This window comes from Candidatus Fokinia cryptica, assembly GCF_034359305.1.
Taxonomy (GTDB): Bacteria; Pseudomonadota; Alphaproteobacteria; order Rickettsiales; family Midichloriaceae; genus Fokinia; species Fokinia crypta.
In genome coordinates this window covers 67,801-94,487 of sequence record NZ_CP110343.1, presented here as the reverse complement: position 1 = coordinate 94,487, position 26,687 = coordinate 67,801, and the positions used below count along the sequence as shown (strand labels likewise).

General features: G+C 34.1%; 22 protein-coding genes and 2 pseudogenes. 11 read left to right on the top strand and 13 right to left on the bottom strand.

The features are described 5' to 3' along the window. Positions 1 to 29: 29 nt before the first annotated feature. From Fokcrypt_RS00435 to ispG, 3 genes are all read right to left on the bottom strand, one after another. Positions 30 to 1,166: an SAM-dependent methyltransferase gene (locus Fokcrypt_RS00435; RefSeq protein WP_323722243.1), complete on the bottom strand. Its 1,137-nt coding sequence runs from the start codon at positions 1,164 to 1,166 to the stop codon at positions 30 to 32. 125 nt (positions 1,167 to 1,291) lie between these two features. Then, positions 1,292 to 1,840, bottom strand: a complete 549-nt coding sequence (gene rplE, locus Fokcrypt_RS00430; RefSeq protein WP_323722515.1) for a 50S ribosomal protein L5 — start codon at positions 1,838 to 1,840, stop codon at positions 1,292 to 1,294. Between the two features lie 114 nt (positions 1,841 to 1,954). Next, complete coding sequence (gene ispG / locus Fokcrypt_RS00425) at positions 1,955 to 3,184, bottom strand: flavodoxin-dependent (E)-4-hydroxy-3-methylbut-2-enyl-diphosphate synthase (RefSeq protein WP_323722242.1); 1,230 nt, start codon at positions 3,182 to 3,184, stop codon at positions 1,955 to 1,957. A 162-nt stretch (positions 3,185 to 3,346) separates the two neighbouring features. Between ispG and Fokcrypt_RS00420 the strand changes: the two genes are divergently transcribed. After that, the gene (locus Fokcrypt_RS00420) at positions 3,347 to 5,065 is read left to right on the top strand and encodes a ribonuclease J (protein ID WP_323722241.1); all 1,719 of its coding nucleotides are present in this window, start codon (positions 3,347 to 3,349) and stop codon (positions 5,063 to 5,065) included. 266 nt (positions 5,066 to 5,331) lie between these two features. Here the strand turns inward: Fokcrypt_RS00420 and ppdK are convergent, their stop codons facing one another. From ppdK to Fokcrypt_RS00400, 4 genes are all read right to left on the bottom strand, one after another. Then, positions 5,332 to 8,016, bottom strand: coding sequence for a pyruvate, phosphate dikinase (gene ppdK, locus Fokcrypt_RS00415; RefSeq protein WP_323722240.1), 2,685 nt, complete (start codon positions 8,014 to 8,016; stop codon positions 5,332 to 5,334). Between the two features lie 168 nt (positions 8,017 to 8,184). Further along, positions 8,185 to 8,739 carry a ribosome maturation factor RimP gene (locus Fokcrypt_RS00410; RefSeq protein ID WP_323722239.1) on the bottom strand — a complete coding sequence of 185 codons (555 nt, stop codon included), beginning with the start codon at positions 8,737 to 8,739 and terminating at the stop codon, positions 8,185 to 8,187. 8 nt (positions 8,740 to 8,747) lie between these two features. Next, the gene (locus Fokcrypt_RS00405; RefSeq protein ID WP_323722238.1) at positions 8,748 to 9,329 is read right to left on the bottom strand and encodes a Maf family protein; all 582 of its coding nucleotides are present in this window, start codon (positions 9,327 to 9,329) and stop codon (positions 8,748 to 8,750) included. A 7-nt stretch (positions 9,330 to 9,336) separates the two neighbouring features. Then, on the bottom strand, positions 9,337 to 9,747 hold the full coding sequence (locus Fokcrypt_RS00400; RefSeq protein WP_323722237.1) for a ribosome-binding factor A: 411 nt from the start codon (positions 9,745 to 9,747) through the stop codon (positions 9,337 to 9,339). A 50-nt stretch (positions 9,748 to 9,797) separates the two neighbouring features. Between Fokcrypt_RS00400 and Fokcrypt_RS00395 the strand changes: the two genes are divergently transcribed. After that, complete coding sequence (locus Fokcrypt_RS00395; RefSeq protein WP_323722236.1) at positions 9,798 to 10,265, top strand: RNA pyrophosphohydrolase; 468 nt, start codon at positions 9,798 to 9,800, stop codon at positions 10,263 to 10,265. 7 nt (positions 10,266 to 10,272) lie between these two features. On the opposite strand, the gene folP is transcribed toward Fokcrypt_RS00395, so the two are convergent. The 4 genes and pseudogenes from folP to Fokcrypt_RS00380 form a co-directional block, all read right to left on the bottom strand. Next, complete coding sequence (folP, locus tag Fokcrypt_RS00390) at positions 10,273 to 11,607, bottom strand: dihydropteroate synthase (protein ID WP_323722235.1); 1,335 nt, start codon at positions 11,605 to 11,607, stop codon at positions 10,273 to 10,275. Between the two features lie 20 nt (positions 11,608 to 11,627). After that, on the bottom strand, positions 11,628 to 12,050 hold the full coding sequence (ssb, locus tag Fokcrypt_RS03595; RefSeq protein ID WP_410519733.1) for a single-stranded DNA-binding protein: 423 nt from the start codon (positions 12,048 to 12,050) through the stop codon (positions 11,628 to 11,630). A 54-nt stretch (positions 12,051 to 12,104) separates the two neighbouring features. Then, positions 12,105 to 12,404: pseudogene (locus Fokcrypt_RS03590) on the bottom strand (single-stranded DNA-binding protein); the annotation flags it as partial. Between the two features lie 80 nt (positions 12,405 to 12,484). Beyond that, the gene (locus Fokcrypt_RS00380; protein WP_323722233.1) at positions 12,485 to 13,528 is read right to left on the bottom strand and encodes a pentapeptide repeat-containing protein; all 1,044 of its coding nucleotides are present in this window, start codon (positions 13,526 to 13,528) and stop codon (positions 12,485 to 12,487) included. A 109-nt stretch (positions 13,529 to 13,637) separates the two neighbouring features. Between Fokcrypt_RS00380 and Fokcrypt_RS00375 the strand changes: the two are divergent. Then, a pseudogene (locus Fokcrypt_RS00375) lies at positions 13,638 to 14,891 on the top strand (malic enzyme-like NAD(P)-binding protein); the annotation flags it as partial. 47 nt (positions 14,892 to 14,938) lie between these two features. Next, the gene (gpmI, locus tag Fokcrypt_RS00370; protein ID WP_323722232.1) at positions 14,939 to 16,480 is read left to right on the top strand and encodes a 2,3-bisphosphoglycerate-independent phosphoglycerate mutase; all 1,542 of its coding nucleotides are present in this window, start codon (positions 14,939 to 14,941) and stop codon (positions 16,478 to 16,480) included. Positions 16,481 to 17,077: 597 nt separating this feature from the next. Here the strand turns inward: gpmI and tig are convergent. Next, positions 17,078 to 18,409, bottom strand: a complete 1,332-nt coding sequence (gene tig / locus Fokcrypt_RS00365) for a trigger factor (protein ID WP_323722231.1) — start codon at positions 18,407 to 18,409, stop codon at positions 17,078 to 17,080. Between the two features lie 135 nt (positions 18,410 to 18,544). On the opposite strand from tig, the gene Fokcrypt_RS00360 reads away from it, so the two are divergent. Beyond that, positions 18,545 to 19,258 carry an RlmE family RNA methyltransferase gene (locus tag Fokcrypt_RS00360; RefSeq protein WP_323722230.1) on the top strand — a complete coding sequence of 238 codons (714 nt, stop codon included), beginning with the start codon at positions 18,545 to 18,547 and terminating at the stop codon, positions 19,256 to 19,258. Here Fokcrypt_RS00360 and Fokcrypt_RS00355 read toward each other — a convergent pair whose 3' ends face one another. Then, complete coding sequence (locus Fokcrypt_RS00355; RefSeq protein WP_323722229.1) at positions 19,259 to 20,185, bottom strand: tyrosine-type recombinase/integrase; 927 nt, start codon at positions 20,183 to 20,185, stop codon at positions 19,259 to 19,261. It lies immediately after the preceding gene. A gap of 122 nt (positions 20,186 to 20,307) precedes the next feature. Here Fokcrypt_RS00355 and Fokcrypt_RS00350 point away from each other — a divergent pair, with 122 nt between their 5' ends. The 6 genes from Fokcrypt_RS00350 to ubiG all read left to right on the top strand — a co-directional run bounded on the left by Fokcrypt_RS00350 (position 20,308) and on the right by ubiG (position 26,679). Next, entirely contained in the window at positions 20,308 to 21,651 is a 1,344-nt protein-coding gene (locus Fokcrypt_RS00350; protein WP_323722228.1) for an alanine:cation symporter family protein, read from the top strand. A 120-nt stretch (positions 21,652 to 21,771) separates the two neighbouring features. After that, positions 21,772 to 22,395: a thioredoxin domain-containing protein gene (locus Fokcrypt_RS00345; protein ID WP_323722227.1), complete on the top strand. Its 624-nt coding sequence runs from the start codon at positions 21,772 to 21,774 to the stop codon at positions 22,393 to 22,395. Positions 22,396 to 22,402: 7 nt separating this feature from the next. Continuing rightward, positions 22,403 to 23,404 (top strand): cytochrome d ubiquinol oxidase subunit II, encoded by a 1,002-nt coding sequence (locus Fokcrypt_RS00340; RefSeq protein ID WP_323722226.1) that lies wholly within the window; start codon positions 22,403 to 22,405, stop codon positions 23,402 to 23,404. A 62-nt stretch (positions 23,405 to 23,466) separates the two neighbouring features. Then, complete coding sequence (locus Fokcrypt_RS00335) at positions 23,467 to 24,453, top strand: pyruvate dehydrogenase complex E1 component subunit beta (RefSeq protein WP_323722225.1); 987 nt, start codon at positions 23,467 to 23,469, stop codon at positions 24,451 to 24,453. Positions 24,454 to 24,562: 109 nt separating this feature from the next. Then, positions 24,563 to 25,960, top strand: a complete 1,398-nt coding sequence (locus Fokcrypt_RS00330; RefSeq protein ID WP_323722224.1) for a hypothetical protein — start codon at positions 24,563 to 24,565, stop codon at positions 25,958 to 25,960. After that, positions 25,960 to 26,679: a bifunctional 2-polyprenyl-6-hydroxyphenol methylase/3-demethylubiquinol 3-O-methyltransferase UbiG gene (gene ubiG, locus Fokcrypt_RS00325; protein ID WP_323722223.1), complete on the top strand. Its 720-nt coding sequence runs from the start codon at positions 25,960 to 25,962 to the stop codon at positions 26,677 to 26,679. Before Fokcrypt_RS00330 ends, ubiG begins: the two co-directional genes overlap by 1 nt. The last annotated feature ends 8 nt before the right edge of the window (positions 26,680 to 26,687 follow it).

Here is a 26,687-nt window from a genome sequence, read left to right as displayed (position 1 = left end):
TAGAAATATAAAATTTAAAGAAATTTGCTTTAGATGCATCGTTTAAAGCCCGTTTTTTGTACTGGAGAATTAGTTATGTTGAGCACTTTAAAAGCACCTCCCATATCGAGTTTAGATGTAAGTTTAGCAGTATCCAACCACATTTGTTCAAAATATTTTGCATGTATATCAGAGTCTAGGAATTTGTGGAAGAAATCTTTAGCTATATCAAAAATACCATGTTTTTTGAGGAAGTCAGATTGCGAACAAAATGTCGCTATACAGTTACGTCGTATCGCTACTTTAGCCAGAGCATAAAAATCGACAGCTGATGATATATCAGTTTCTCCTAGTTTTCTAACGTTATTGAGTAGTTTGTGATTTTTTATGAACTTAATCGAATCCGTATGTTTATATCCAAAGTGTCCGTAATCAATAGTCAGAAACATACCATTATAAGGTATTATTATATCTAGTAGTTTATTTAAGTACATTTCTCTCACTGGAGAAAGTTCAACGATAGCGTATTTGTTTTCTGCTATGATTTGATTGAGGAGTTTAGCATTTTTCCTTACATATTCCTCGATAAGGTGGGTGCTACATTCGGATGGCTCTCTATATATCAGTTCTATATTATTTTCTTCCAAGCAACGCGCATGTAATTCAGAAATTTTATCACTGAGATGAAATTGTTTCATCGGAAGGGTGTCAAAAAACTCATTAGAAATAACAACCACTGTAGAATTTGTTTCTTCAGCTACAAGCTGAGCTTTTTGTACTAGAGTGTCGAGATCTGAAAACCATTCTATAGGGCAAGAAGAGAGTATATCTTTATCGATATTCTTTTCTTGATTTTCTCTCATACTTGCACTCTGTTCTAGCATAAATACTGCTGATACCGTTGTAGTGATATTATTATCTGTATAAGCCTGAAATAAGCGCAATATATCACGCATCATCTTACCTGTACCGCCACCAAGTTCTATTATAAGAAGCTTGCTCTTTTTCTTTAAAGCATGAGAGAGTATCGCCTTCCCGAGTATCATGTTAAACACATCGCTAACTTCGGGTGCTGTGATAAAATCTCCTACTTTGCCAATTACGGCATTTTGATAGTAATCTCTATTGGAAAGGATCATAAAGACGTCAAAAGGAATGATGTCATTACATGCTGAAGCGAGAGACACTGGGAAAAGTATGGTTCTAAATTGATGTGCAATTATAGAAGAAAATTACTCAAAAAGATAAACATTAACACACACATACTGCAAAAATGGCACAAATAAACTAAAGAAAGATAAAAAAAAGAAGATTATTTGATAGGAAACCCAAATTCTAGTAGAAGATCTTTCGCTTCTGCATCAGAATTACATGTAGTAACTACTGTCACATTTGCTCCTCTTATTTCTTCCACTTTATCATAGTCTATCTCTGGAAAGATAATCTGTTCCTTAACTCCCATTGAGATATTACCACGTCCGTCAAATTGCTTAGGTAAGATTCCTTTAAAATCTCTTACGCGAGGAAGTGCGATATTTACAAATCTATCCAAAAAATCGTACATCATGCCTCTTCTAAGAGTAACGAAACAGCCAAGTAACATTCCTTCTCTTAGATTGAAGCCTGCTATGGAATTTTTAGCTTTAGTCTGACATGGTCTTTGTCCAGCAATAAGCCATAAATCCTCTTTGACCTTTTCTATAAATTTCTGATCATCCCTAAGCTTTTTAGAAGTCATAGATATGACGATTTTTTTAATCTTTGGCACACTCATGACGTTGTAGTACTGATACTTCTTCATCATGTTAGGCTTGATTGTCGTATTATATTTCTCTAACAGTCTAGGTACGTAGTTTTTCATTTTACCAATAACAACACTTAACCTGATACCAGTATATACTCCACAGCATGAGGTATTACAATACAGAATTTGCATGAATCTTTAATAAAGGAAAAGCACAGTATCGATTCCTGCTTAGTACGAAGAAGCTATAAAATCTTCCAAAATAGTAATGAATTGTTGATATATTGAAGTATTTTCTGTTTTTCTCAGAATGGATTTTTTTGTACCTTTTATAAAAACTACTGCTAAATCTTCTTCGTTATTTCCTGGCATACTAATACCTATATCCGCTGATTTGCTTTCACCTGGACCATTTACAATGCAACCCATTACAGCAATTTTTAATTTACTAATTTTTTCATCTCCATAAAGTTTTTTCCATTCTTCTAATTTATCCGCTACATACTCATTTACCTTAAGATTGAGCGTTTGAAAAGCAGTACTGCTTGTACGTCCGCATCCTGGACATGAAGTAATAGAAGGTGCAAAATTTCTTATATTAAGTGCCTGTAGTATGCTTTTTGCAATTTTAACCTCCTCAGTTCTGTCATGAGATGTAGTAGAGACACGTATGGTATTTCCTATACCGTGATGTAAAAGTATCCCTACAGTTGCCGCGGTTTTTACTATTCCATCTATACCACTTCCTGCTTCAGTTAGTCCTACGTGCAATGGATATTGAGAGTGCTTAGATAATTGTTTGTAAACCCATACTACATCACTTAGATTGCTTACTTTAGCGGATAAAATAATCTTATCCTCTTGCATTCCATATGACACTGCCTTTTGCGCACTAAGTAATGCTGATTTTACGATAGCTTCCCTTTTTATTTGTTCGATAGATAGGTTGTTATGTGTATTTTCTTCAATGAGTTCTGATAGTAGTTCTTGTTCGAGGCTTCCTCCATTGACACCAATTCTAATAGGCTTGTTAAATTTTTGAGCGATTTTTAGAATTTCTTCAAAATTTTTATCCCTTTTACCCTTCGTACCCACATTACCGGGGTTTATTCTATATTTATCTAGAGCTAATGCACATTCATGAGATTCTTGTAAGAGTATGTGTCCATTATAATGAAAACACCCAACTAAAGGGATTTTAGCATAAGCTTCTTCTCTCATCAGAGAGTCTTTTATAGCTGATACTGCTGTCGCAGCATTACTATTATCTACGGTAATTCTTACAATTTCCGCTCCTGAGTCTACTAGTAGCTTTATTTGAGCCACTGTGTCTTTGACGTTACTAGTAATAGTGTCCGTCATTGATTGTACTGTAATTTGCGCGTCTCCTCCTATTACAATGCTGCCTACTTGCACTGAGCGAGTTTTAGCTTTTGTGGTAATGAATTCGTCGTGATTCACGTTATTGAAAAAAAGCAGAAGTTTTTTTGCACTTTATCAATTCTACTTGACTATGTGAAGATATTACATGTACTGTATCGTTTGGTACTATAGCTTAAAGTGACTACAATTGACAAATAGTTTCGCTGCTTTAAGCTCGATTTAGAAGAGTAAATATCTGACATGTATTTGGATTTTTCCACTGGGACTTTTAAGAAGGAGTTCATTATTATACCGATTGGTGGAGTCGGTGAAATAGGCGTAAACTGCACGCTTTATCACTACAATGGGAAGTGGCTCATGGTAGATTGTGGTCTTGGTTTTGCTGGGGATGAGTTCCCAGGAATAGACGTGATGTTACCGAAACCTGATTTTATAGATAAGATCAGGGATGATTTAGTTGGTATCGTACTTACCCATGCTCACGAAGATCATATAGGAGCACTGCAGTACTTATGGGAGTATATGGGTTTTCCACCATTGTATGCTAGTGAATTTACATGCTTAGTTTTGAAGAGTAAGTTTAAGGAGCAAGAGGTAGCAGAATCGAAGATGGATCTTATAAAAAAATTGAATACAGGAGAAGAGATTAAGCTTTCCGATTTTATTGTCACACCTGCAAATGTAACGCATTCGATACCTATGTCGATGATATTGTTTATATCGTGCAGAGTTGACGGAAAAGACACTACTATTTGTCATACTGGAGATTGGAGAATTGAAGAAACTCCTCTAGTAGGAGCAAAAACTGACGAAGATACTATTCGAAAAATAGCTAAAAATGGTATTTTTGCTGTAGTATCTGACTCTACTAATGTTTTTAATGAGCAACCATTGCATTCGGAAGTTGAATTGCAGCAGAGCTTACGTGAAATCATTGGTAGTTGGAAGACTGGTACTATTTTTATTCCTACATTCGCATCGAATATCTCTAGAATGTATTCTGTAGCACAAATAGCTAAAAGTCTGGGGAAGAAGATGGTTTTAGCCGGAAGATCTTTAATTAGGATGTATGAAGTAGCTTTGAAATGCGGGTACTTAAAGGAGTTTGAGCCTTTCATATTAGCTGAGGATGCTTCTAAGTATAAAAGAGATGAGCTGATAGTGCTTTGTACTGGATGTCAAGGTGAAAGATTTGCTGTAATTACTGCAATAGCAGGGCAGTTTCACCCGCACTTAGATATATTTAAGGATGATTTAGTAGTCTTTTCATCTAAAAGAATTCCTGGTAATGAGAAGAAAATAGATGGAGTGATTAATCAGCTTATTGAAAAAGGCGTTACGGTATTTACTGAAAAAAGTCATTTTGTGCATGTTTCCGGTCATCCTTCGAGAGAGGAAATGAGATGGTTATATACAACATTAAATTTCCCACGTCTCGTCATTCCAGTGCATGGTGAGATTTCTCATATGTCTTTGCATAAGGAATTTGTACAAGATGTAAATCCTGAGATGGCTAGTGTACTTTTGAAGTGTGGGCAAGTGATATCTCTTAATCCGAAAGCTAAAAATAAGGAAGAACTTATGCATACGCTAGGAGATGTAGAGTCTGGATATTTAGCTGTAGACGGTAAAAATCTTATCTCTTCTGATAGCATAGTTATTAAGGATAGAAAGGTGATGATGGAGAATGGTCTTGTTGTGGTATTACTGTTCTTAAATAGTAACAATAGAATTGCGAGGAGACCATACATTTTAGCGCCGGGATTACTTGATATGTCAGTCCAAGAAGATACAAAAATTGTGTCTAGCTTGGTCGCAGTTGTAAGAGATGTCGTTGAAGATTCATTTAAAAGTGGTGTAGCATCTGTAATTAAACCAGTAGCAAAGCATGTAGCGAAATTTTGCAAAAAAGAACTCGGAAAAGCCCCTAAGATCGTTGTTCATATAGAGAATTTGTAATATCTATTGAGCAAAAAGATATGAAATCAGGCTATTTCTATAGTTTTTTTATAAGTTTAACTATAAATATAGCACCAGATTATTTCAAAAAATTTATGATCGGATGCCACTTCTTTTTTAAAGGAACTTCCTACGCATCATTTTGGAAATTAAAAACCTTCTCCTTAAATGAGTGCAACTATCATAAATTAAATTTCTTTAAAATACTTAACTAATTTCAGCTAATACTTATTTTGACAATTCAAATAATGAAGCTGTTCTCTTTTTTATAATGTCCTTTTCGCTATGCAGTATTGTGCTGATAATAGCTTTGTAATTGGTACTCTGTGTGGAGAGCACGATAGATAATTTACTCCTAATTCAAGGAAAAAATTTACAGCTTTCTTTTCCACACAATGTTCCCCACATACGCTTATACTAATGTTAGAATTGGCTGTACGTGCTTTTTTGACAGCTATTTTTACAAGTTCACCAACTCCTTCAATATCGAATTCGCTAAATGGACTGTCTGAAAAAATATCGTTTTCTATATAAGATTCCTCAAATTTAGCAGAATCATCTCGTGATATACCATATGTCATTTGAGTAAGGTCGTTAGTACCAAAGCTGATAAAATCACACATTTTAGCAATCTTATCAGCAATTATAGTCGCTCTTGGTAATTCTATCATTGCTCCTAGTTTTACCGTATAAGAGCTATGATCTATATCATGTAAAATTTCATTTATTTTAATTTTAATCATTTGAAAGATTATCATTAACTCTTTTTCATCAGAGACAAAAGGTACCATTATCCCAATATTAGGATATATATGTAATTGTACGGCATCTCGAATAGCATTACATATAGCAATAACTTGAGAGGCATATATATCGGGATATGTAATTCCGAGTCTACATCCGCGATTACCCATCATAGGGTTATTTTCACGCATGCTATCCACGATATCATCTAATTCTGCTTTGGAGTATTTATGAGTATTATACATAAGAAATGCATTTTTTTCTGCGTCTGAGTGGGGTAAGAATTCATGTATAGGTGGATCTAACAGTCTAATTATCATTCTATTACTGTTCATTAAACGCATTATAAGAAGAAAATCTTCCTTTTGAAATTCGATTAATTTTTGTAAATGTTGTTTTCTAAGAGTTGCATCTTTTTCAAAAATAACGCTTTGCATAACTGGAATTCTTTCTTCTCCAAAGAACATATGCTCAGTTCTACATAATCCTATTCCCTCTGCACCAAAACGAAGAGCAGTTTTAATATCTTCTTCCGTTTCTGCATTTGCATATACGCCGGTGGTTTTGATTTTATCAGCTAATGTGAGGATATTCCAAAAATCATCGTCTAGTTTAGGAGATATAGTTTTTACTATTCCTTTAATCACATCACCTGTACTGCCGTTGATGGTAATTTCATCTCCTTCGAACAACACTTGTTCTCCAAATATTACTTTCTTGTCCTCTTCTACAATAAGAAAGTCAGCAGCACACACGCATGGCTTCCCCATTCCACGTGCTACTACAGCAGCATGAGAAGTCATACCTCCTTTAGCTGTTAAGATTCCGGAGGATATGTTCATACCTAATATATCATCCGGAGAAGTTTGTTTTCTTACCAAAATAACATTTTTATTATTACTTAGTACTTCCGCTTGTTTCGTAGAGAATACTATAATACCGGAGGCAACACCAGGAGAAGCTGGTAGACCTTTGGAGAGAATTTGGAAATTATGTTGTTCGTCATCAATAATTGGATGCATAACATTTTGTAGATCTTCTATTGCTAGTCCGTTTAAGACGTTTATTATCGCGCTTTCAGAATTACACTCTCTTATTGTTTGAGATGCGATTTTGATTGCTGCTTTACTAGATCGTTTTCCATTGCGTGTCTGCAAAATCCAAAGCATCCCATCTTCTACGGTAAATTCTATATCCTGCATATCATTATAGTGATGATCAAGTTTCTTACAAATTTCATTCAATTCTTGAAACAGTTTGGGCTCTTTTTCTTCAAAAGATAGTTGTTTGTCACTGTACTTTGATGAAGATGCGAGAGAGCATGCATTATAGTAGCCAGATACTACATCTTCTCCTTGGGCATTTTCGAGATATTCTCCGAAAAGCTCGTTTTCTCCTGTAGATGGATTTCTAGAAAATACTACTCCTGTATAGCTTTTGTTATTAAAATTGCCAAATACCATCATTTGGACATTTACTGCTGTACCAATGTCATGTGATATGTGATGTATGTTTCTGTAATGATATGCTCTATCATTGTTCCAAGAGCGAAAAACAGCTTCGATAGATGAAAATAATTGCTTCCAGCAGTCTTGTGGAAATTCTATCCCCTTCTCTGTTTTATATAATTTTTTATAGTCTTCTATGATGAACTTTAGGGCTTCTATTTTAGAAGTGTGTTTTGATAGGTGAAAATGATAGAGAGCTTCAAAGGTGTTCTTTGATATATCAAGCACCACATTGCCGTACATCTCTAATAACCTCTTGTATGTATCATATATGAAAATTGATTCTCCATATTGTTTTGTATATCTCTCTACCGTCTCATCATTTAATCCGACGTTTAGTATCGTTTCCATCATGCCAGGCATTGAGAAAGGAGCTCCCGAACGTACAGATAAAAGTAAAGGGTTATGAGATAATTGAGCGAAGGGTTTTTTGCAAAATGTACTCAACCTATTCACAGCTTCCGTAAGATTGCTTTTAATGGTATCAGGTAATTCGAAATCAATATTAGTAAAATGTTGAGAGTATTTTTTGTATACTTCAGTTGTGATTGTGAAGCCGTATGGTACTTTGATACCTAATTTATGCATTTCATACAATTTTTGTCCTTTTCCTCCCAATAGAAAACGCTCTTCAGTTGCTGATTGACCTTCTATTAATTGGGGTTTATTGTAATCTGAATTGTAAAAATCTCTTATCATTTTTTGGACATAATTTCTTATATAACATTGCTATCGAAGATGGTTTCTTTACATCAAATACGATGTTACCGCTTCATAAATAGGGGTTCGTAACTCGACGAGGATTGTACTATGCACGATGTATATAATCAATGATATGTATAGCTAAATGAACTCCATATTAGCATATTACTTCTTCTTTATTTTTCTTGATGAATGGTTCTTAACTCTCCATGGAACATACACTAATGTAATTTCAGATATATTATCAAATGATATGCTAATTTCTTCAGAGTTATGCTGTATTACTACTCCGGTATCTATGAGTTTTACTAATTCCCCTTCTAGTTTTTTGAACTTTAATCCATTTTTATCTGTAATTTTTCTATAAAGTTTTATACTTACTATTTTATTAATAGAATTTAATAAGTCTTTTTGTCTGGTAAGTGGTTTTTCTATTCCACATGAACTAATATCATAACTATACTCCATAGGGGAGAAATTTTGATCATTATTTAATATTGCATTCCCTTGATATAATAATGGTTTTATATATCTAGCTACCTTAGCTGTTTCATCTACTGATACTGTTTCTCCAGTAGTTTTTTCTATCAATATTTCTACCTGAGCATTATGTACGATTTTTACTCGCACGATCTCATAATTCATAGTTAATAGTGTATCAGAGAGGATATTGAAAATCGTTTCCTCTGATTTCAATTTAAAAATGGCATTGTACTGCATTTAATGTTTCATATATTGTAATTAGGGAATATTCCAAACGATGATAATAGGCAATATGTCTCATAAAGTGGCAGACCGGCTACGTTTGTATATGTGCTACCACTACTCCAAGATATAAAACTTGCAGCTATCCCTTGGATTCCATATCCACCAGCTTTCCCATACCATTCCCTAGATGATAAATAAGCATCTTTTTCTCGTTGAGAAAGAGGTTTAAATTTTAAAGTTGTGCACGATATTTTCTCTCTTTTTATACTATCTTTAATACAACAAACACCGGTATAGATTTTAGCTCTCCTTCCAGATAATGCATCTATACACAGAATTGCATCTTCTTCAGTAAGAGCCTTTGGTAAGATACGTCCTCCAACTGTGGTAACGGTATCAGAACCTAATACAATGCAATTGTCATGCCTTTTAGAAACTATTAAAGCTTTTTGTTGTGCAAGTCTTGTTGCTAATTTTATTGGACTTTCTCTTTTTAATCTAGTTTCGTCTATATCAGGAGAATCTATTATGTCCGGGATATATCCCATCTGTTTCAGCAGGGCAATTCTAAACGGAGATGAAGAGGCAAGAACTAAAGTCATGATAAATTCACAATGATAATGATCGCATCACGACATCGAGCTCATACAGTGCATCGATAGAATGATCTCTTTTAAAGTGCAATTGTGGTACGTAACGTATCTTCATAGTGGCACATATCTTAGCACGTATAAAATATTTGGCATCTTCGAAGTTTTCTAGTAGCAGATCATATGGAGCTGGATCATTATTTTCTTTGCAGTTATCAGAATTTTGAAAATTGTTTATATGAATAAAGATATTAGCGTTTTTTAGATCTCTACTGATATTACTACCAGTGATTGTAACTTTCTCACAAGATATTCCATATTCTAGCAATTCTCCACGTACCACTAAGAGAGCCACTTCATTTCTTATTGCTTTTGCAAGCATTGCCTGTCTATTTGAAGGCTCTTGTCCTTTAAAATAATGATTGTGCATATATTACTTCTAAAGTAAGTTGTTGATATTTATATAGAGTTGAAGCTTAAATGTACAGACTTGGTGTTGGTGCAATAATAGTAAAAAGTAATGCTGGGATATGGCAGGGAAAAAGAAAAGGAGCTGTAGATGGATGGCAGCTACCACAAGGTGGAATAGAAGAGAACGAGAAGCCCGAGAGTGCAATACTTAGAGAAGTATATGAAGAAACAGGAATTAAAAGCGTAGATATAGTAGGTAATAACGGTATGTGGTATCAGTATGACTTACCGAAAGAGATAAAAGAAAAAGTATGGAATGGGTACTACATTGGACAAAGACAGAGGTGGTTTGTACTAAAATTTTATGGTACTGAAGAGGAGATAAATATAGCAAAAGAGCCGATAGAGTTTTTGGATTGGAAGTGGAGTAATATAGAATGTGTTATGCGAGATATAGTATCTTTTAAGCATGATGCTTATGAGGAATTTATTCGAGATTACAGAAATGTCATTATGAACGTTATGAGTAGTGAGTAATTTTTTATTAATATTTTTGATTCATGATATTATGTGTTACGCATGCTCTGTGCGTATCAGTTACGTTGTGTACTCTCAGATAATCAGTATATTGGGCTATAGATGCTGATATTATAGAGGTTTCTAAATCTCTATCTATAGGTGTTTGAAGTGAAATAGCGTTGATATATGATTTGCGTGAGTGACCGACAAGAATTGGTAAATTTCTTACAAAAGCATTTTTAAAATCTCTTAATCTTCTGAGTAATTCAATACTTTGGTAATGTGTTTTTCCAAATCCTATTCCTACATCTAAGATTAAATTAGAAGCTGAAATACCATTTGCAATTGCACAGTCTACAATGTAGTTACTCCATTCTCCAATATACTGTATGAGATCAGTACTAGTTGGTAGAACGAAAGTGGGAGAAGGAGGGACTGATAATGAATGCATTATAATGAATTTTATTTCATACTGACTAAGGATATGTATTTCGTATGGCTTAAAATTCCATTGAACTAAATTGATGTAAGAAATAATATTGGAATATTTTTCGAGAATTCGTTGTATCACGTTGAAATGATAGCTATCGATGCTTATTTCTACTTTGCTATTTATATCGCCAATAGCTGATAAGATATTATCTAATTGTGTATATTCTTCTTCATGCGAGAGTTTTTTAGCTCCTGGTCTAGTGGACTCAGCTCCTATATCAATTATAGATGCTCCAGCATTCTCAAGAGATATAAAATGTGATACTGCTTTTTCTCTAGTATTGTACAATCCACCATCAGAGAATGAATCTTCTGTAACGTTTAGTATACCCATAATTTTAGGGTATATGGCAAAACTTTTGTACTCACCAAGGTTTTGTATTGCATTAGTGCAATGTGCTATTTCCAAAAATGTTTTGTTGGTGTATTGGTTATCGCTAAAAAAAGTTAATGAAGGTTCTAGAGTGGCTAGTAGATGTATGAGAAAAGGTCGATTGAGAATTTCTGGATGAGGTAAAGTAAGAAATGGCGTATTACTCATTATGCGAGAGTCGGTCATTAATATGTCAATATCAATTATTCTAGGAGCCCATTTTAGTCTTTGTGTAGGTCTTCCAAGTTTCTTTTCTATTTCTTGAAGCAGTATCAACAATTGTTCTAGTTTTATGGCAGTTGTGAACGAAGCAACCGCATTGAGATATGGCGCACTCCACTCAATAGGGCTATTTGGTAGGAGAATAGGGGATGTTTCTATACAATGCGTGTGCCTTACATCAGACAATTCTAACTTTTTCAGCTCATCCAAAGCCTTCCTTATATTGGAGATTCTACACCCAACATTAGAACCGAAAGCTACATATACCTTCACAAAACGCAAATTAATTAAATCTAGAATGGAACTTCATCGTTTCCATCATCATGAAAATGATCTCTTTTCTCTACAGGCTCCATACTGCTAAGCAGAATAAGTTCACCACGAAATCTAGGTAATACAACCTCTGTTACGTGTCTTTCGGAGTTAGAGGAATCCATCCACCTTCTATTTTGTATATGACCTTCTATTGCTATCTTGCGTCCCTTGCGAATGTACTTCTCTACTACATCTATCAAGCGTTCATTGAAGACAACTACTCTATGCCATTCAGTTTTTTCTCGAATCTCGTTAGTACTTTTATCTCTCCAAACTTCCGACGTAGCGATAGGGAATGATGCTATTTTTACTTCCTTTATACCGTCTTTGTCTTGTGATACACGAATTTCTGGATCTTTACCGATATTTCCTATTAATAGTACTTTGTTCATGTAATCCATATTACTTGAACTAGCACCAAGATCTAAAAGTTCGCTTTTAAATTTAGGAAGCACTACTTCCGTAGTATACTTCTCTACCATGATACCATTCACTTCCTCATTCAGTTTTCTAGTCTGAAGTTGTCCTTCAAGGAAGATGTTATGATTTTTCCTAATGGAGTTTTTTATGGTTTCTAGTCCCTTTTCGTTGAATACCACGATCTTGTGTTCTTCACTTTTCTCTCTTACTTCATTTGTAGCCTTATCTCGCCAACACTCAGACGTTAAAAGAGGAAATGAAGCAAACGAACTATCCCCTCTATCAATTAACTTTGGATCTTCTAGCATCCTTCCTACAAGAATTACCTTATTCATTGATCCGGCCATTTCCAACAATACTTAAGTTTAGATACGATGCTAGAATACAAAAACGATCTCGATTGTAAAGAGGATTATTAATTCACACTTGTAATCTTAGTGAGATTGATAGAATTACTGTTGCTGTTGCATGTGAGTGTACTAACGTGAGTTTGAGCTGAGATATAGTTATTTGTGCATGTAGAGCAATTCATAGAAGAATTATTCATTATACATCCTTTTATGATTGAGGAAAAAATTTGAGCTGATTCTATTTGTGAATCTTTTATAGATATGTTTGAAAATTCAGATAGCTCAAATTTAGTGTTGAGTAGTTTAGAATTTGTAATAATACAGCCTACTACTGAAGAACTATTAATAGACAAATTAGAGCTTGAAGAATCCTTAATCTGAAATAGTGTTGAGTTTACCGCTGTAAAAGCCATAGAAGCTATCTTAGAAGAGTTAAACTTTATGTTTGCTAGTACAGTATTTGAAAAAATTACATCTTGAACATCAGAAGATGTAAATAGTACTTTTTCTATCTTTCCTCCTTTAATTGTAATTCCTGTAAATAGTACTTTCGGAAGAAAAAGCTTTTCGAAGGAACATCCGTAAAAATTGGAATTTGTTATCTGAGCGTTCTCAAATTTCACATCCTGAAATTTTGTAGAAGTAGCAGTAAGCTTGTTCATAGCTACATTTTTCATGTTGCTACTTGATATTATGCTTTCATAAAATTTTGCTCCCTCAAAATTTGCACCTTTCATGAAGGTACGATCGAAAATGCAATTATAAAATTCAGCATTACTAAAATTTACATTAAATAAACTAGCTTGAGAAAAATTTACATCAAAGAATTTTGAATTTGAATAGTTTGCCCTATCACTAAAAGAGCCAAAAAAATTCACTTTCCTAAAAGTGCTACCAGTAAAATCTATTTCATCGAGATTACTACTACTAAGATCTAAATCCTCAATCTGGAGGCCGTTCATTTTTTTATCAAAATCTGTCGAGATATTCATAGTGTATCCAAGTTCTCTATTTGTCTTTACGTATTCAGCTAATTTCTTTTCTATGACTTGTGCCGTATGATTGGCTATAGGTGGCTGAGAATATGCGATATTAGAAGACGCTACCATCAACAGAATTGATATAAAATAGATATAAATGTTCCTCCTAATTGCTTTCATGAGTTTTTTATTGTACAAGCGTTGGCACAGAATTGATGATATAAGACTTTGCTGAAAAATGCAAAATACTACAAGTTCCAAAATTTATGAAGCTGCATTAGAGTTTCATAAGATGCCAAAACCAGGTAAGATAGGGTTAGAGTTAACGAAGCGAATGGTGACTAAAGCTGATCTATCTCTCGCCTATTCTCCAGGGGTAGCAGCACCTTGCATGGAAATACATAAATCGTCGGAAGCCGCTTACAAGTACACAGCGAAAGGTAACAGTGTAGCAGTAATCAGCAATGGTACTGCCGTTCTTGGTTTAGGCAATATAGGAGCATTAGCTTCAAAGCCGGTGATGGAGGGTAAAGCGTGTCTGCTAAAAAGGTTTGGTGATATCGATGGAGTAGATATAGAAGTGGATGAATCCGATGTGGAGAGTTTTATAAAGGTTGTGAGAGCAATAGGTAACACTTGGGGAGGAATTAATCTTGAGGATATTAAAGCTCCTGAGTGTTTTTTGATAGAGAAAGTGTTGATAGATCTGCTTGATATCCCTGTATTTCATGATGATCAGCATGGTACTGCTGTTGTAATACTAGCAGGGTTAATAAATGCGTTATCACTTACTAAAAAACAGAAAAAAAATGTTAAAATTGTAATAAACGGAGCTGGTAGTGCAGCAATAGCATCAGCATTTTTGCTAGAAAATTTTGGATTTAGGAAGGAAAAAATTATTATGTGTGATAGCAAAGGGGTGATATATAAGGGACGTGGTGAATTAAATGAGTGGAAAAGATATTTTGCACTACCTGAAGATATTACAATACGCACGTTGGAAGATGCTGCTATAGGAGCAGATATACTAATAGGATGTTCTGTAGGAGGAGCATTTTCCAGTTCTATAGTGAAAAATATGGCATCTGATCCAATAATATTTGCTTTAGCTAATCCGGAGCCAGAGATCATGCCAGAAGATGCGTATGCAGTTAGAGACGATATTATTATAGGCACCGGTCGTAGTGACTATGTTAATCAAATAAACAATGTTCTGGGATTTCCGTATATTTTTAGAGGAGCATTAGATGTAAGAGCTAGAAGAATTACAACTCGCATGAAGTTAGATGCTGCAAATGCAATAGCTATGGTAGCTACTCAAAGTCCTGAATATGGAAAGAATCATATAGTACCGTCGCCGTTTAACGGAGATATGCTTAGAACGGTTTCTTATGCTGTGGCTAGTGCCGCAATTTCCGATGGAGTTGCTAGGGTAGTGGATTTTAACTTAAGTACATATAACGATCATTTGAACGAACTTGGAAATATGCTAAAAAAGAAGTTTGATGATAGATAAATATGGAAAATTTATAAGAAGTAATGAGTAAAGGAGTTGTATTATGCATATTGGATGGATTAGGAATATCATGTGAGCACCGAGTTTCTTTACCTCTATTACCAGTAGAAAAAAGCAATCCGCTAAGTGTAGCTAGAGTGCCATATTTAAGTCATTTATTTAGCACCAGGGCCTATACTCTTTTACATGCAAGTGGAAAGTATGTTGGAGTGCAAGATGAGGTTATCGGAAACTCTGAGGTAGGACATACTACTATTGGAGCAGGGAATATAATAAAGCAGATTGGAGTTAAGGTTGAGGAATTTATATCTCAAAATGATATGGATTCATCATCAATCTTTACTCAGCTCAAAGTAGAACATATGAACAATTCTTCTAGTAATTGTCATGTTATTGGTATGCTTTCAGATTCTAAAGTACATGGAAGTATTTATCATATGTTAGCGGTAGCAGAATATCTTGCTAAGAATTCTATTAATGTAGTATTGCATCTTATTACAGATGGTAGAGACTCTAGGAGAGGTGAAGGATTGAAAATGGTGAAATTTATAAATACTCTATGCGAAAGGTTTGATAATATAAAAGTAGGTACCTTAGCAGGACGTTACTATGCTATGGATAGAGATAATAGATGGGATAGGACGGAGAAGTATTGTAAAGTATTATACGGAGAGGAATATGAAAATTTTGATTCTGTAATGGAGAAATTAAAGGAATCTTATGAGGTAGGAGTTACGGATGAATTTATTAAGCCTAGTACTAATATACACTATAAAGGTATCAGAAGTGGAGATTCTATCTTCATAACAAACTATAGAACCGATAGAATACGACAGTTAATCCAACTCATATCAGAATATCATACTGCTAAATATATAGAGATAAAGATGAAGGTATGTTTTGCTCCAATCGGTACTGATAGTAAGAATTTTGGCTTTGTGACCCCAATAAATAAAGAAGTAGTTGAAAGACCTATAGGGCAAATAATTGAAAATTATGGATTATCACAGCTTAGGATTTCGGAAACTGAAAAATATGCTCATGTTACGTACTTTCTTAATTGTGGACGAGAGACACCTTATAAATTAGAAGAAAGAATTCTTATACCATCACCCAAGGTATCTACATATGACTTGAAACCTGAAATGTCAGCGTATGAAATGACGAATACATTAAACGGTTTACTGATAAAGGGTGAGTATAAATTTATATGTGTAAATTATCCAAATTTGGATATGGTTGGTCATACTGGTGATTTTCAAGCAGCGGTAAAGGCATGCGAAGCGATAGATCATTGTGTGAGAGAATTAACTGAAGTATGTATAAAAAATGAATATGAAATGTTGATATGTTCAGATCATGGTAATATTGAAGAGATGCTTTTTCAAAGTGGAGAGGTTAATACACAGCATACTACGAATGTTGTGCCGCTTTGTTATGTTGGCGATAAGTCAATTACTTTCAAAAAACTAGATTTAGGGTTAGCGAATATAGCGAGTACAGTATTGGAATTATTGAACTTACCAAAAGAGCCGAAGATGAGAGAGTCATGTATCTTGAAATAAGTACCATAAGTAGTAATTGCTATGGAATTATTTTTTAGAAGAATTGATTTTGAGTGATGGTTTATGAGGAATTTTAGAATGGTATTTTTATTATATTTGCAATATTGCAGTAGAAAAAGCCACTGTATAGATACAGTTGTAAGGGCTATGAAATGTACTTATATAAAAAATTCAGTTATTTCTTTAGTATAAAGTTTTTTTTATATGTATTCTTGCATGTCTTTGATTTTAAGACACTTATATTTTAGAAATGCTTGCTCAAAAATGTACCGTTTTTGCGACATTCAAGAGAGTGCTTCACGGCATTTGCTTGGTAAATTCCAGGACTACCATAATTTGAAGCGATTTTTATATCGAGAACATAAGTTACATCACGCTAAGTAGCAAAGAAGTTTGATGTATGAGGTTATCCTTGAAAATAATAGCAATCGTATATCCGCAAAAGTAACAACCCAGGATTCTTTTCGGTAAAATTAGCAGTGCAGTAACGGATTTCTTCTAGGAAGTCATTAAAATCTTTTTACAAACACTCAACTAATTATAGAAGCTACAAGCATTATTCCTTCTTTTAACTAACAAATTTCACTTAATGTATCTCTATATCATTTCACTTTCATAATTTTTGATTTCTTTGAATGATATCTGTTTATAGGAAGCTGCATTTGTAAGTTTCATCATAAAATCCACCACTTTTTGTTCGAGGATGGATGCTCTTATCCTAGTTCTGTACCCAGAATCTTCTTCCATCTCTTTGAATTTTTGTGCAGATTGAGGATAATCCTTCAATATTTGATCCATTTTTATTCTCATTTCCTCTTCACTTACGACTAGGTGCTGTTCTCGGACGATAGCTCCAATGATAGCACTTACCTTAAGCATATTTTTTACCGCTTTATTTAATCCCTCTTCTCCATCTTTAGCAAGAAGAGCCTCCTTATATTCACCTACTAAGTTGTCTTTTTCCTTTGCTATCATATCAGCAGATGGTTCGAAATCTAGTGAAGTTGCACAAAAATCTAGGAGTCTCTTTTTATTAATAAGAGCGATGATATTATCATACCTTCTCATAATGTCTGTTTGGAGCATAGTTCTGAACTCTTGTATGCTAGAGAATCCCATCTGTGTTGCAAATGCATCGTCCAGAGATGATTCTTTCTGTACTGAGAGTACCGTTGTCACTGTAATGTGGTATCGTACTTTCTTTCCTCTAATTTGAGGATCGTGATAATCTTGAGGAAACATTCCGTCGAATAGATGTACATCTCCAGTTCTTAATCCTATAAGAGAGTCTTCAAAACCTGGCACAACAAAGTAATTGTCACCTATCTTAATGCTTATTCCAGTTCCAGATGAACCGTCAAAGTCAATTTCTTTTTCGTCTTCTAGCAATTTACCAATTAAATCAATAACTACTGTATCCCCTTTTTTTGCTTCATAATCTTTATCCTGCGCTACTTCCTTTGCTAGTTGCTGTGCAATTGCTTGTTCTGCTTCGCTTGTATCAATTACTTCATCTTTATCTAGAGATAGGAATTCTATTTCCTTATCATGTAACATTTTTTTTACATCTACTTTTATCGGTAACATACCAGTTACCTTTACTATTACTCCGTCTTGTTTCATCTCAACAAGTTCTATCTTTGAATCTTTAGATGAAGTATCAATCTCACCTTTCTCATGTAATTGACGAATACCCTCAGATATCAGCTCTCTAATGTATTGACTTGTCACGCCTTCAATTTCTTTCTTTCGTACCATAGCTAGAGGTACCTTACCTTCTCGAAAACCATGCAACTTGTAATTTTGTGATAACTCAAGTATTTTGTTTTCTATGCTTCGACTCATTTCACTATCAGTTATAATAACTTTATATTCTACTTCCACTCCATTAGAATGGAGTTTTTCGAATTCGAAGTTGGCGCTTTTCATATGTAATACATTAAACAAATATTTATTATAGGATAAGTGATTATCTCATAATAGTCAATATACGTATTATATCTGAATGCTAATATGCTGTTATGCAATAAAGTCGATGATACGCACTAACTATACCACTGACTAATGCTGAACAAGAAATTTTCTTACTCTTCTCAAAGGTGGCTTAAAAGAAGAGAGAAAGATAGGTATGCACATATGGCAAAGGAATTGCAATATAGGTCTAGAGCTGCTTTTAAGTTGATAGAAATTTTAGAGAAATTTTGTATTATAAAAACGATAAAAAATGGGGAAGTGATTCTCGATCTAGGAGCTGCTCCTGGAGGTTGGTCTCAAGTTATAAGTGAAAAATTGCGACAAGTTTCAGTATTAGCACCTATTATTGGAATCGATTTATTACGTATTGAGCCAGTGGGGGGAGCTTATTTTATACAGCATAATTTTCTTTCTCATGATCTTGAAAAGAAGATACATGAGATTTTATTTCAACTTAATAGTGAGCATGTGATAGCTCTAGATTCTGAAATATCAGAAGAAAAAAACCTAAAAATTCCGGAAAATTTTAGCACAGCTCTAATAGTAAGTGATATGTTACCTAATTCATCGGGAGATAAGACTACCGATTATTTAAGATTTGCAGAGCTTTTTGACGGAATTTTATTGTTTGCTACGAAATACCTTAAGAAAAATGGTTTTCTTGTGACCAAAGTAATGAGATGTGGTAAAGAGAGCGATATAATAAAAAGATATTCCAAATGCTTTAGTAGCTGTCGATTTTTCAAACCATGTTCTAGCTACTCCAGTTCGGCAGAAATATTCGCCATCTTTAAGAAGAATTAATCATAAGGTCTTTTTCGAAAGAGGATGCTTATCATTGAGCATATTTCTTAGATCGTCGTTCAATACTGATGTATATATCTGAGTTGAAGTAATAGAAGAATGTCCAAGGATTTTTTGTAATATGTGAATTTGTGCTCCTTTTCTTAGTATATGAGTAGCAAAGGCATGTCTTACTTTGTGTGGTGATATCAATTTTCTATCCACATTTGCATATATTGCTACTTCACGAATAATTTGCCCAATTCTTTGTCTTGTAAGATGGGTAGATGGAGAATCTTCAGGGAAAAATAGCCATTTAGAATCATTTGAACTCTTTTTTAAGATGGCAATATATTGCTGTAGACTTGTACATGCGATGTCGTTTAGTACTACGTTGCGTTCTTTATTACCTTTCCCAACTACCTTTATCACTCTTTTTACAGAATCTTCATTTGAAAATTCATTCTCTATTACATCGGAAAATTTAAGTGTCACGAGCTCCGATACTCTAAGTCCAGTAGAATATAATACCGCGAATATTGCACTATTTCGTGATAATAGGAACTTATCGTCTGAGTACAACTCTTGTATACCGGTGAACATCTTCATTATATCAGTTTCACTTGGTACGTTTGGTAATTTATGTTCTCGCTTAGGATATTTAATATTAAGCATTGGATTTTCAGCGATATCTCCTTCAGTCAACAGGAAATTATAAAACCTTTTTAAGACTGATATCTTGCGCCTTATGGTGGCAAGAGACTCTTTATTTAATGTTATAAGATAATTTGTAATATCCGAATGAGTAATGTACAATGGATCGATTTTCTTTTCTTGGATAAATGAGTGAAAAAACTTCAGATCAGATACATACGATATAACGGTATTATTACTTGCTTGAAATTCGCTGATAAGCATTTCTTTGAATTTTTCTATTATTCTAATCATGATATAGGTGTTTTATTTGTTGTATTGAGAAACGTGCAATTACATATTTCATATTTGATATATACTATATTCAAGGATATAAGTGATAGAAAGTAATAAGATAAGCTTACTAAGCTAGATTTATGGGATGTATTTTTTCGCTTTTTGCATGGATAGATCGTTTCATATGGGAGTATTTAGGGATATTCGTAATTTTAATTGGAGGAATATATCTCACTTATAAAGCGCGTTTCCTACAGATGCGTACATTAAAAAATCCAATCAAAAATATAGCTGAAATTTTTGACATAACTTCTCATAAATCTGACTCATCTTATGGACTACTTCCATGGAAGTTATATTTCTCTTCAATTGGAGGGATGGTTGGAGTAGGTAATATAGTTACAATAATGGGAGCCGTAACATTTGGAGGAATGGGGAGTATTTTGTGGATGTTACTGGCTTCTTTTATTGGGATGATTATAAAATATTGTGAGGTTTACCTTGCGATACGATATAGGATTAAGAAAAAAAATGGTGATGGATATGATGGTGGATTGATGTACTACATTGCTGCGAGTTTCGCTGAAGGTAGCGTGTGGAGGATAATATTGCCTTTGGTAATATCTCTATTGATGTGTGTGTATGGAGTAGAGGTTGTACAATTCTTAGTTATCACGGATAGCATTTCTACGTTATTAGGAGTTGATAAAGCAATTATAGTTGTGGTGACTTTATGTTGTGTAATGGCTAGTGCTCTTGGAGGAGTAAAAAGGCTTAGTGAAATATGCGCCATTATGATGCCAGTATTATTAGTATCGTATATCGGGATCGGAATATACGTAGTAGCAGTAAATTATTCTGCCATTCCTGAGATATTATATGAAATCCTATATCAAGGGACTAAATTTTATGATTTTCCCAGAGAAAAGTGGAATATAGTTGGAGTTGTTATAGCTATACATTATGGCTTTGCGAGAGGGATATACTCAGGCGATATAGGAATGGGGTACGACTCAGTTGTTCACAGCGAAGCTAAGATCATTAAATCTCCAGCTTCTTATGCTAGAACGACATTCTTCTCTTTGTTTACCGATACAGTCATATCAATAATAAGTCTCTTGATTGCGAAACTGGGTGGAGCTTTTGAACAAAAAGGATTGAGTCATTTTCAATATGTCTCTTTTTCTCTTGAAAAATTTCTGCCAGCATTTTTTACAGAATTTTATATCACTGTAGTAATCGTAATCTCTGGTTTTAGTACTATTATAGGGTATTTTGTGGTAGGGCAGAAAGCAGCATCTTACATAAATAGTAAATATGGCAGAGCGTTGTATATAGTGTATGCAATAATGGCGTTTAGTGTTTTCGCTTTTCAAGAACAAGAAGACGTGATGTTGATAATGAGTATTTCAGGAGGAATTATAATGATCGTCAATATTATCACGATTTTACGTCTTAGGAATCAGATAAAGTTCCAAGATTAGTTGTATATAATAAAAAATTTCTATTGAATTTCGTGTGTAGAGTTTAGATACTGTTACTTAGCTATTAGTGGCGTTTTATCTTGAAGTATGCTTTTTTTGAGAAATCTGCAGTGCTTTTTGATGGTTGTACTGTATTTTGTATATCTACTTTTTGCATTTAATGATGCATATTCTACAGCGACAGCTTCTGTTGGAGAGCATGCTGTGATCACCAATTCTCCACTATTCAATAAAATGCATGATGATTATTATATTGGAGATCTGAAAGCAAAGAATGTGATGATAGAGTACTCTTCACTTACGTGTCCTCACTGTGCTCATTATCATGCTTCTTTATTTACTCAGATACTGGAGAAGTATATCAAAACTGGCAAGATGTTATACATATATCGACCATTTCCTCTTGATACTCAGTCTCTCGATGCAGCGGCTTTATCATTATGTATTGGCCATGAAAGCCATGAACTCTATTTCAAAACAATAGACATTTTATACAAGAATCAGCTTTCTTGGATTTTTGGAGATTATAAAAAAAAGATGATATCGATACTGGAGTTCAATAACATACCTAAAAGTAGAATAGAGCATTGCAAATCAAGTGATTTATTTAAACGTAGGGTGGTAAAACAGTCGTTTCAAGGAAAACAGGAGTTGAAGATAGAGTATACACCATATTTAATACTTAATGGTGTGCCATTAAAGAGTGATATATCACTTGAGGTGATAGAAAAATTAATAAAATAATTGCTGTATGATAACCTATATACTACAAAATCATCTTCCCGATATTTTTGGGTTTCTTGTGGTTTTTGCACTATGTGCTTACTGTATCCTCGATGGTTTTGACTTAGGTGTTGGTATGTTGCTTGTGCGATATAAATCTCGTGTTCAAAAAGATAGTATCATTGGTTCAATTGCACCTTTTTGGGATGCTAATGAGACGTGGTTAGTGTTATATGTAGGACTTATCACAATAGCTTTCCCTAAAGCACATGGTGAAATATTAGGTAAGCTTTATATTCATATTTTTGTATTGCTTTTCTTTCTTATACTACGAGGTGTATCATTTGAGTTGCGACTGAAGACGGCGAATTATTCGTTATGGAGTAACATTTTTATGATTTCTTCCTTTGGCATGAGTTTTGCTATAGGTCATATGATATTCTACTATATTAGCGGATTTAGTGATGGCATAGTGGAATTTGTTGCGTGTTGTAGCGGTGGGATGGCGTTTATAATGGCTTTCGCGATTCTAGGGGAATTGTGGATAACGTGTACGCAAAAATCGGTAGTTATCGATTTTTCAGCTTATAAAAAGCATTCTGGAAATATAATTGGTTCACTATATGGATTTGTATTATTTGCGATGTTAGCATATGCGTTACTGTTTCATAAAAATGAAATAATGTGGGAAAGGTTGATAGAAATGAGGTATTGTGGTGCTACCGTGATTGCAATGCATATTGTAGCTGGTTGTATTGCGGCGTATGTGTGGCGTTTTATATATAGTTGGGCTAATTTTGTGACTTTAATAGCTATATTTTTCTTCTTTGCTACATTCTTCGCTTTTTCCGCAATGGTAGTATATCCATATATATCTCCTTATAATATCTTACTTGTAGATGGTGCGGCACATGAAAAATCTCTTATAGCGATATTAATATCAGCACTAATATTTGTGCCTTTGCTTTTAAGTTATACCGTGATAGTACACATCGCATTTAGAGGAAAGCTCCATGACATAGATTATTGAGTTGAATCTTTTAGTTATTTTGGTACCTTAACTAAGTCTTGTTGACATCTTGTAACTAACTCATGAAGTCTGTCAGAGAATCTATAAGAGATGGAATTGCTAAAAGTATGCGTGATAACTGTAACGTCGTACTGCTTGGAGAAGAAGTAGGACAGTATCAAGGAGCTTATAAGGTAAGCAGTGGTCTTCTTCAGGAATTTGGTGAAGAGAGAGTGATAGATACGCCAATAACAGAGCATGGTTTTGCAGGTATCGGAGCTGGAATGGCGATGAGTGGATTATTGCCGATAGTGGAGTTCATGACTTTTAATTTTGCTATGCAAGCGATAGATCAGATCGTAAATTCATGTGCTAAGTTGCATTATATGTCTGGTGGCACTATTACATGTCCAATCGTATTTAGAGGGCCAAATGGAGCGGCGTCTAGGGTTGGTGCACAACATTCGCAATGCTATGCATCATGGTATGCTCACGTTCCAGGATTGAAAGTTGTAGCGCCGTATTTTTCCTATGATTTTGAAGCTTTGATGCAAATTTCTGTAGAAGATAAAAATCCTGTTGTGTTCTTAGAAAATGAAATTCTCTATAATGAAGAGCATGTTATGCCAGAAAATTATATACCACCAAAAATAGGGGAAGCTAGGGTAGTAAAAAAGGGAACTGACATTACGATAGTGACGTTTTCTATTCAAGTTGGAAGAGTTTTACGTGCAAGTGAAATTCTTCAATCCAAATATGGTATATCATGCGAAGTAATCGATCTTATTACGTTACGTCCTATAGATACTGCTACGATAATTGAGTCTGTCAAGAAAACAAATAATTTAGTCACAGTAGAAGAAGGATGGCCAAAGTGCGGAATTGGAGCTGAAATCAGTATGATAGCATTGGAATATGCTTTTGATTTTCTTGATTCGCCACCACGTCGTGTAGCTAGTATTGATATTCCACTTCCATATGCAGAGAATCTCGAGAGTGCTACTTTACCAAAGGAAGAGGAAATAATACAAAACGTTCTTCATGCATTAAACAAAGAAAGTACCAGATAATTAGATAATATCTTCTAAGAGACATTTATTAGGGTAAAAGTATTTTTCACTTTCTTTTTTTAACAAGACTTTTTACTATCTGAGGTATAAGTGCTTTTTGTAATCCCGTATGTATATTGTCGGGTTACTTTTCCTGTTATTACCGTTTACTTCTATTTCGGCGGTTGATGATACAGATTATTTTTTCGAGGAAAGAAAAAATTTCACTTTTGGTGGAGGTATAGTTAATATCTCACCAATTATTGGACTGAATAAGGGATTAGAATACGAGACTACTGCAGGTGTAACTTCATGTGAGATTAATTCAATTACAAAGAGTGATATTCAGTCACTAGGTTTTACATTTGGAGTTGGCCGTATGTTTGGTTCATTTAGTGCATTTGCTGGTATAGATTTTTTTAGTGATAAAATAAAAGGAGAGAATCTTACTTTTGCTAATCAGTTACTCATTAACAGTTTTACTACCAGTATTGGGGTCAATAAATATTTCAATAAAAAAAGAATAAGGCCTTTTGTTGGAATAAAGATAGGGATGTTAGATCAGATATATGAGATTTCCAGTGTGAAGGTCATGAACGATAGTGGTCAGATGACCGATGCAATTGCTAGAGCTATTGACAGTAGATGGAGTAAACCAAGTGGTAAAAATATATCATTTTCAGCATCGAAACTTGGTGAAAGTAACCTTGTTAATACAGATCTGATATGTTCTGCATTTTCTTTAGGTGGTGAATGTATAGAAACTCCAGGTGATATAGGTTGGAGTAGCCCTACTTCAAATAAGTGTCAAACAGCATCATTTGTGCATGAATGTTCCGTGACACCAACTGCAGCTTCTCCGTGTTGGTCTGATGGTGTAGGTAATCAGAATATGTGTGTTGGAACAGGTTGTGGAGTATTTTTTGAAAAATCTTATTCTTGCACATATTTATCCATCAGTTGTCAAGAAAATGGACAATATGGAGTTGTAGCTTTTCCTGGGAAAGAAACTGTAGTACAAGAATCTCTTTCTGATTATGTCGATGAAGAAATAAGAACATCTGATGATATTCGTATAGTTACCTCATTTACTGGAGGTCTTGCAACAAGATTTAGTAATGTGCAGTTAGAGGTATTTGGCTCTATAAATGCTACAACACCTGTAGTTTTACAGTCTAAGAATCAATATATTTCCCCAAAAGCTGATCTAAAACAAAGCACTAATACGCTAAGTGTTAACAAAATACCTATCCAATATATGTATGTACCGAATAATGGTAGCTGTCAGATTACTAACTGTTCTGCTTTAAGTGATACAAATATGAAAGAAGCTGTATTTTCAAATGAAGGAACTACACCTATGGCTGGCGATATAAATAACTATTCTTATTACATATACGAGAGTAATAATAATCAATATACCAGATATCAAGCTACCTACGATAATACCGTAAGAATGAAGATAAACGGACAAATAAACCACCAAATAAGCTACACATTAGGTATACGTGCTTTAGCTATGTTTTAGTGCTATATAATGGTTATGTACAAAGAAGTTTAGATAATATGCAATACGAATGTTTTGATAAAATTGCTCAAGAATGGGAAAAAAACGATGGAGCTTTTAAAATGCTTCATCGTATGAATGTTATGAGAGTAGAATATGTAATACGAGTGCTGAGAGAGATTTTTGCCACTTCCAAAGAATTAAAAATACTAGATTTAGGTTGTGGAGGAGGGATACTATCTGTACCACTTGCAAAATTAGGATTTGATGTGACGGGAGTAGATGAAAGTGAAAATTCTATTTATTATGCTTTTAAGTTAGCTGAAAAAGAGAATGTTGCAGTGAATTTTATTTGTGAGAATGCACTCACTTTTTTGAATACAAAATGTTATTTTGACGTATTATTGGTAATGGAGAGTATAGAGCATGTGGAGGAATGGAAAGTTTTACTTCAGAGGATAAAAGAAAACAGTATGGCAAAAGTTGTCATTATCTCTTCTATTAATAGGACTATACTCTCATATATTAAAACTATTTTTTTAGGAGAATATGTTTTAAATCTTGTTCCTAAAGGAACTCATGATTGGTGTAATTATGTAAAACCATCGGAGTTAATAGATACTATGTATCCGTTATATCAATTATATAATGTTCATGGTACGAAATACGATTTTATTAAAAAAAATTGGATTCTTAGTAGTAAAATAGATTCCAACTACATCATATCTTTTATCAAATGAAGAGCTAC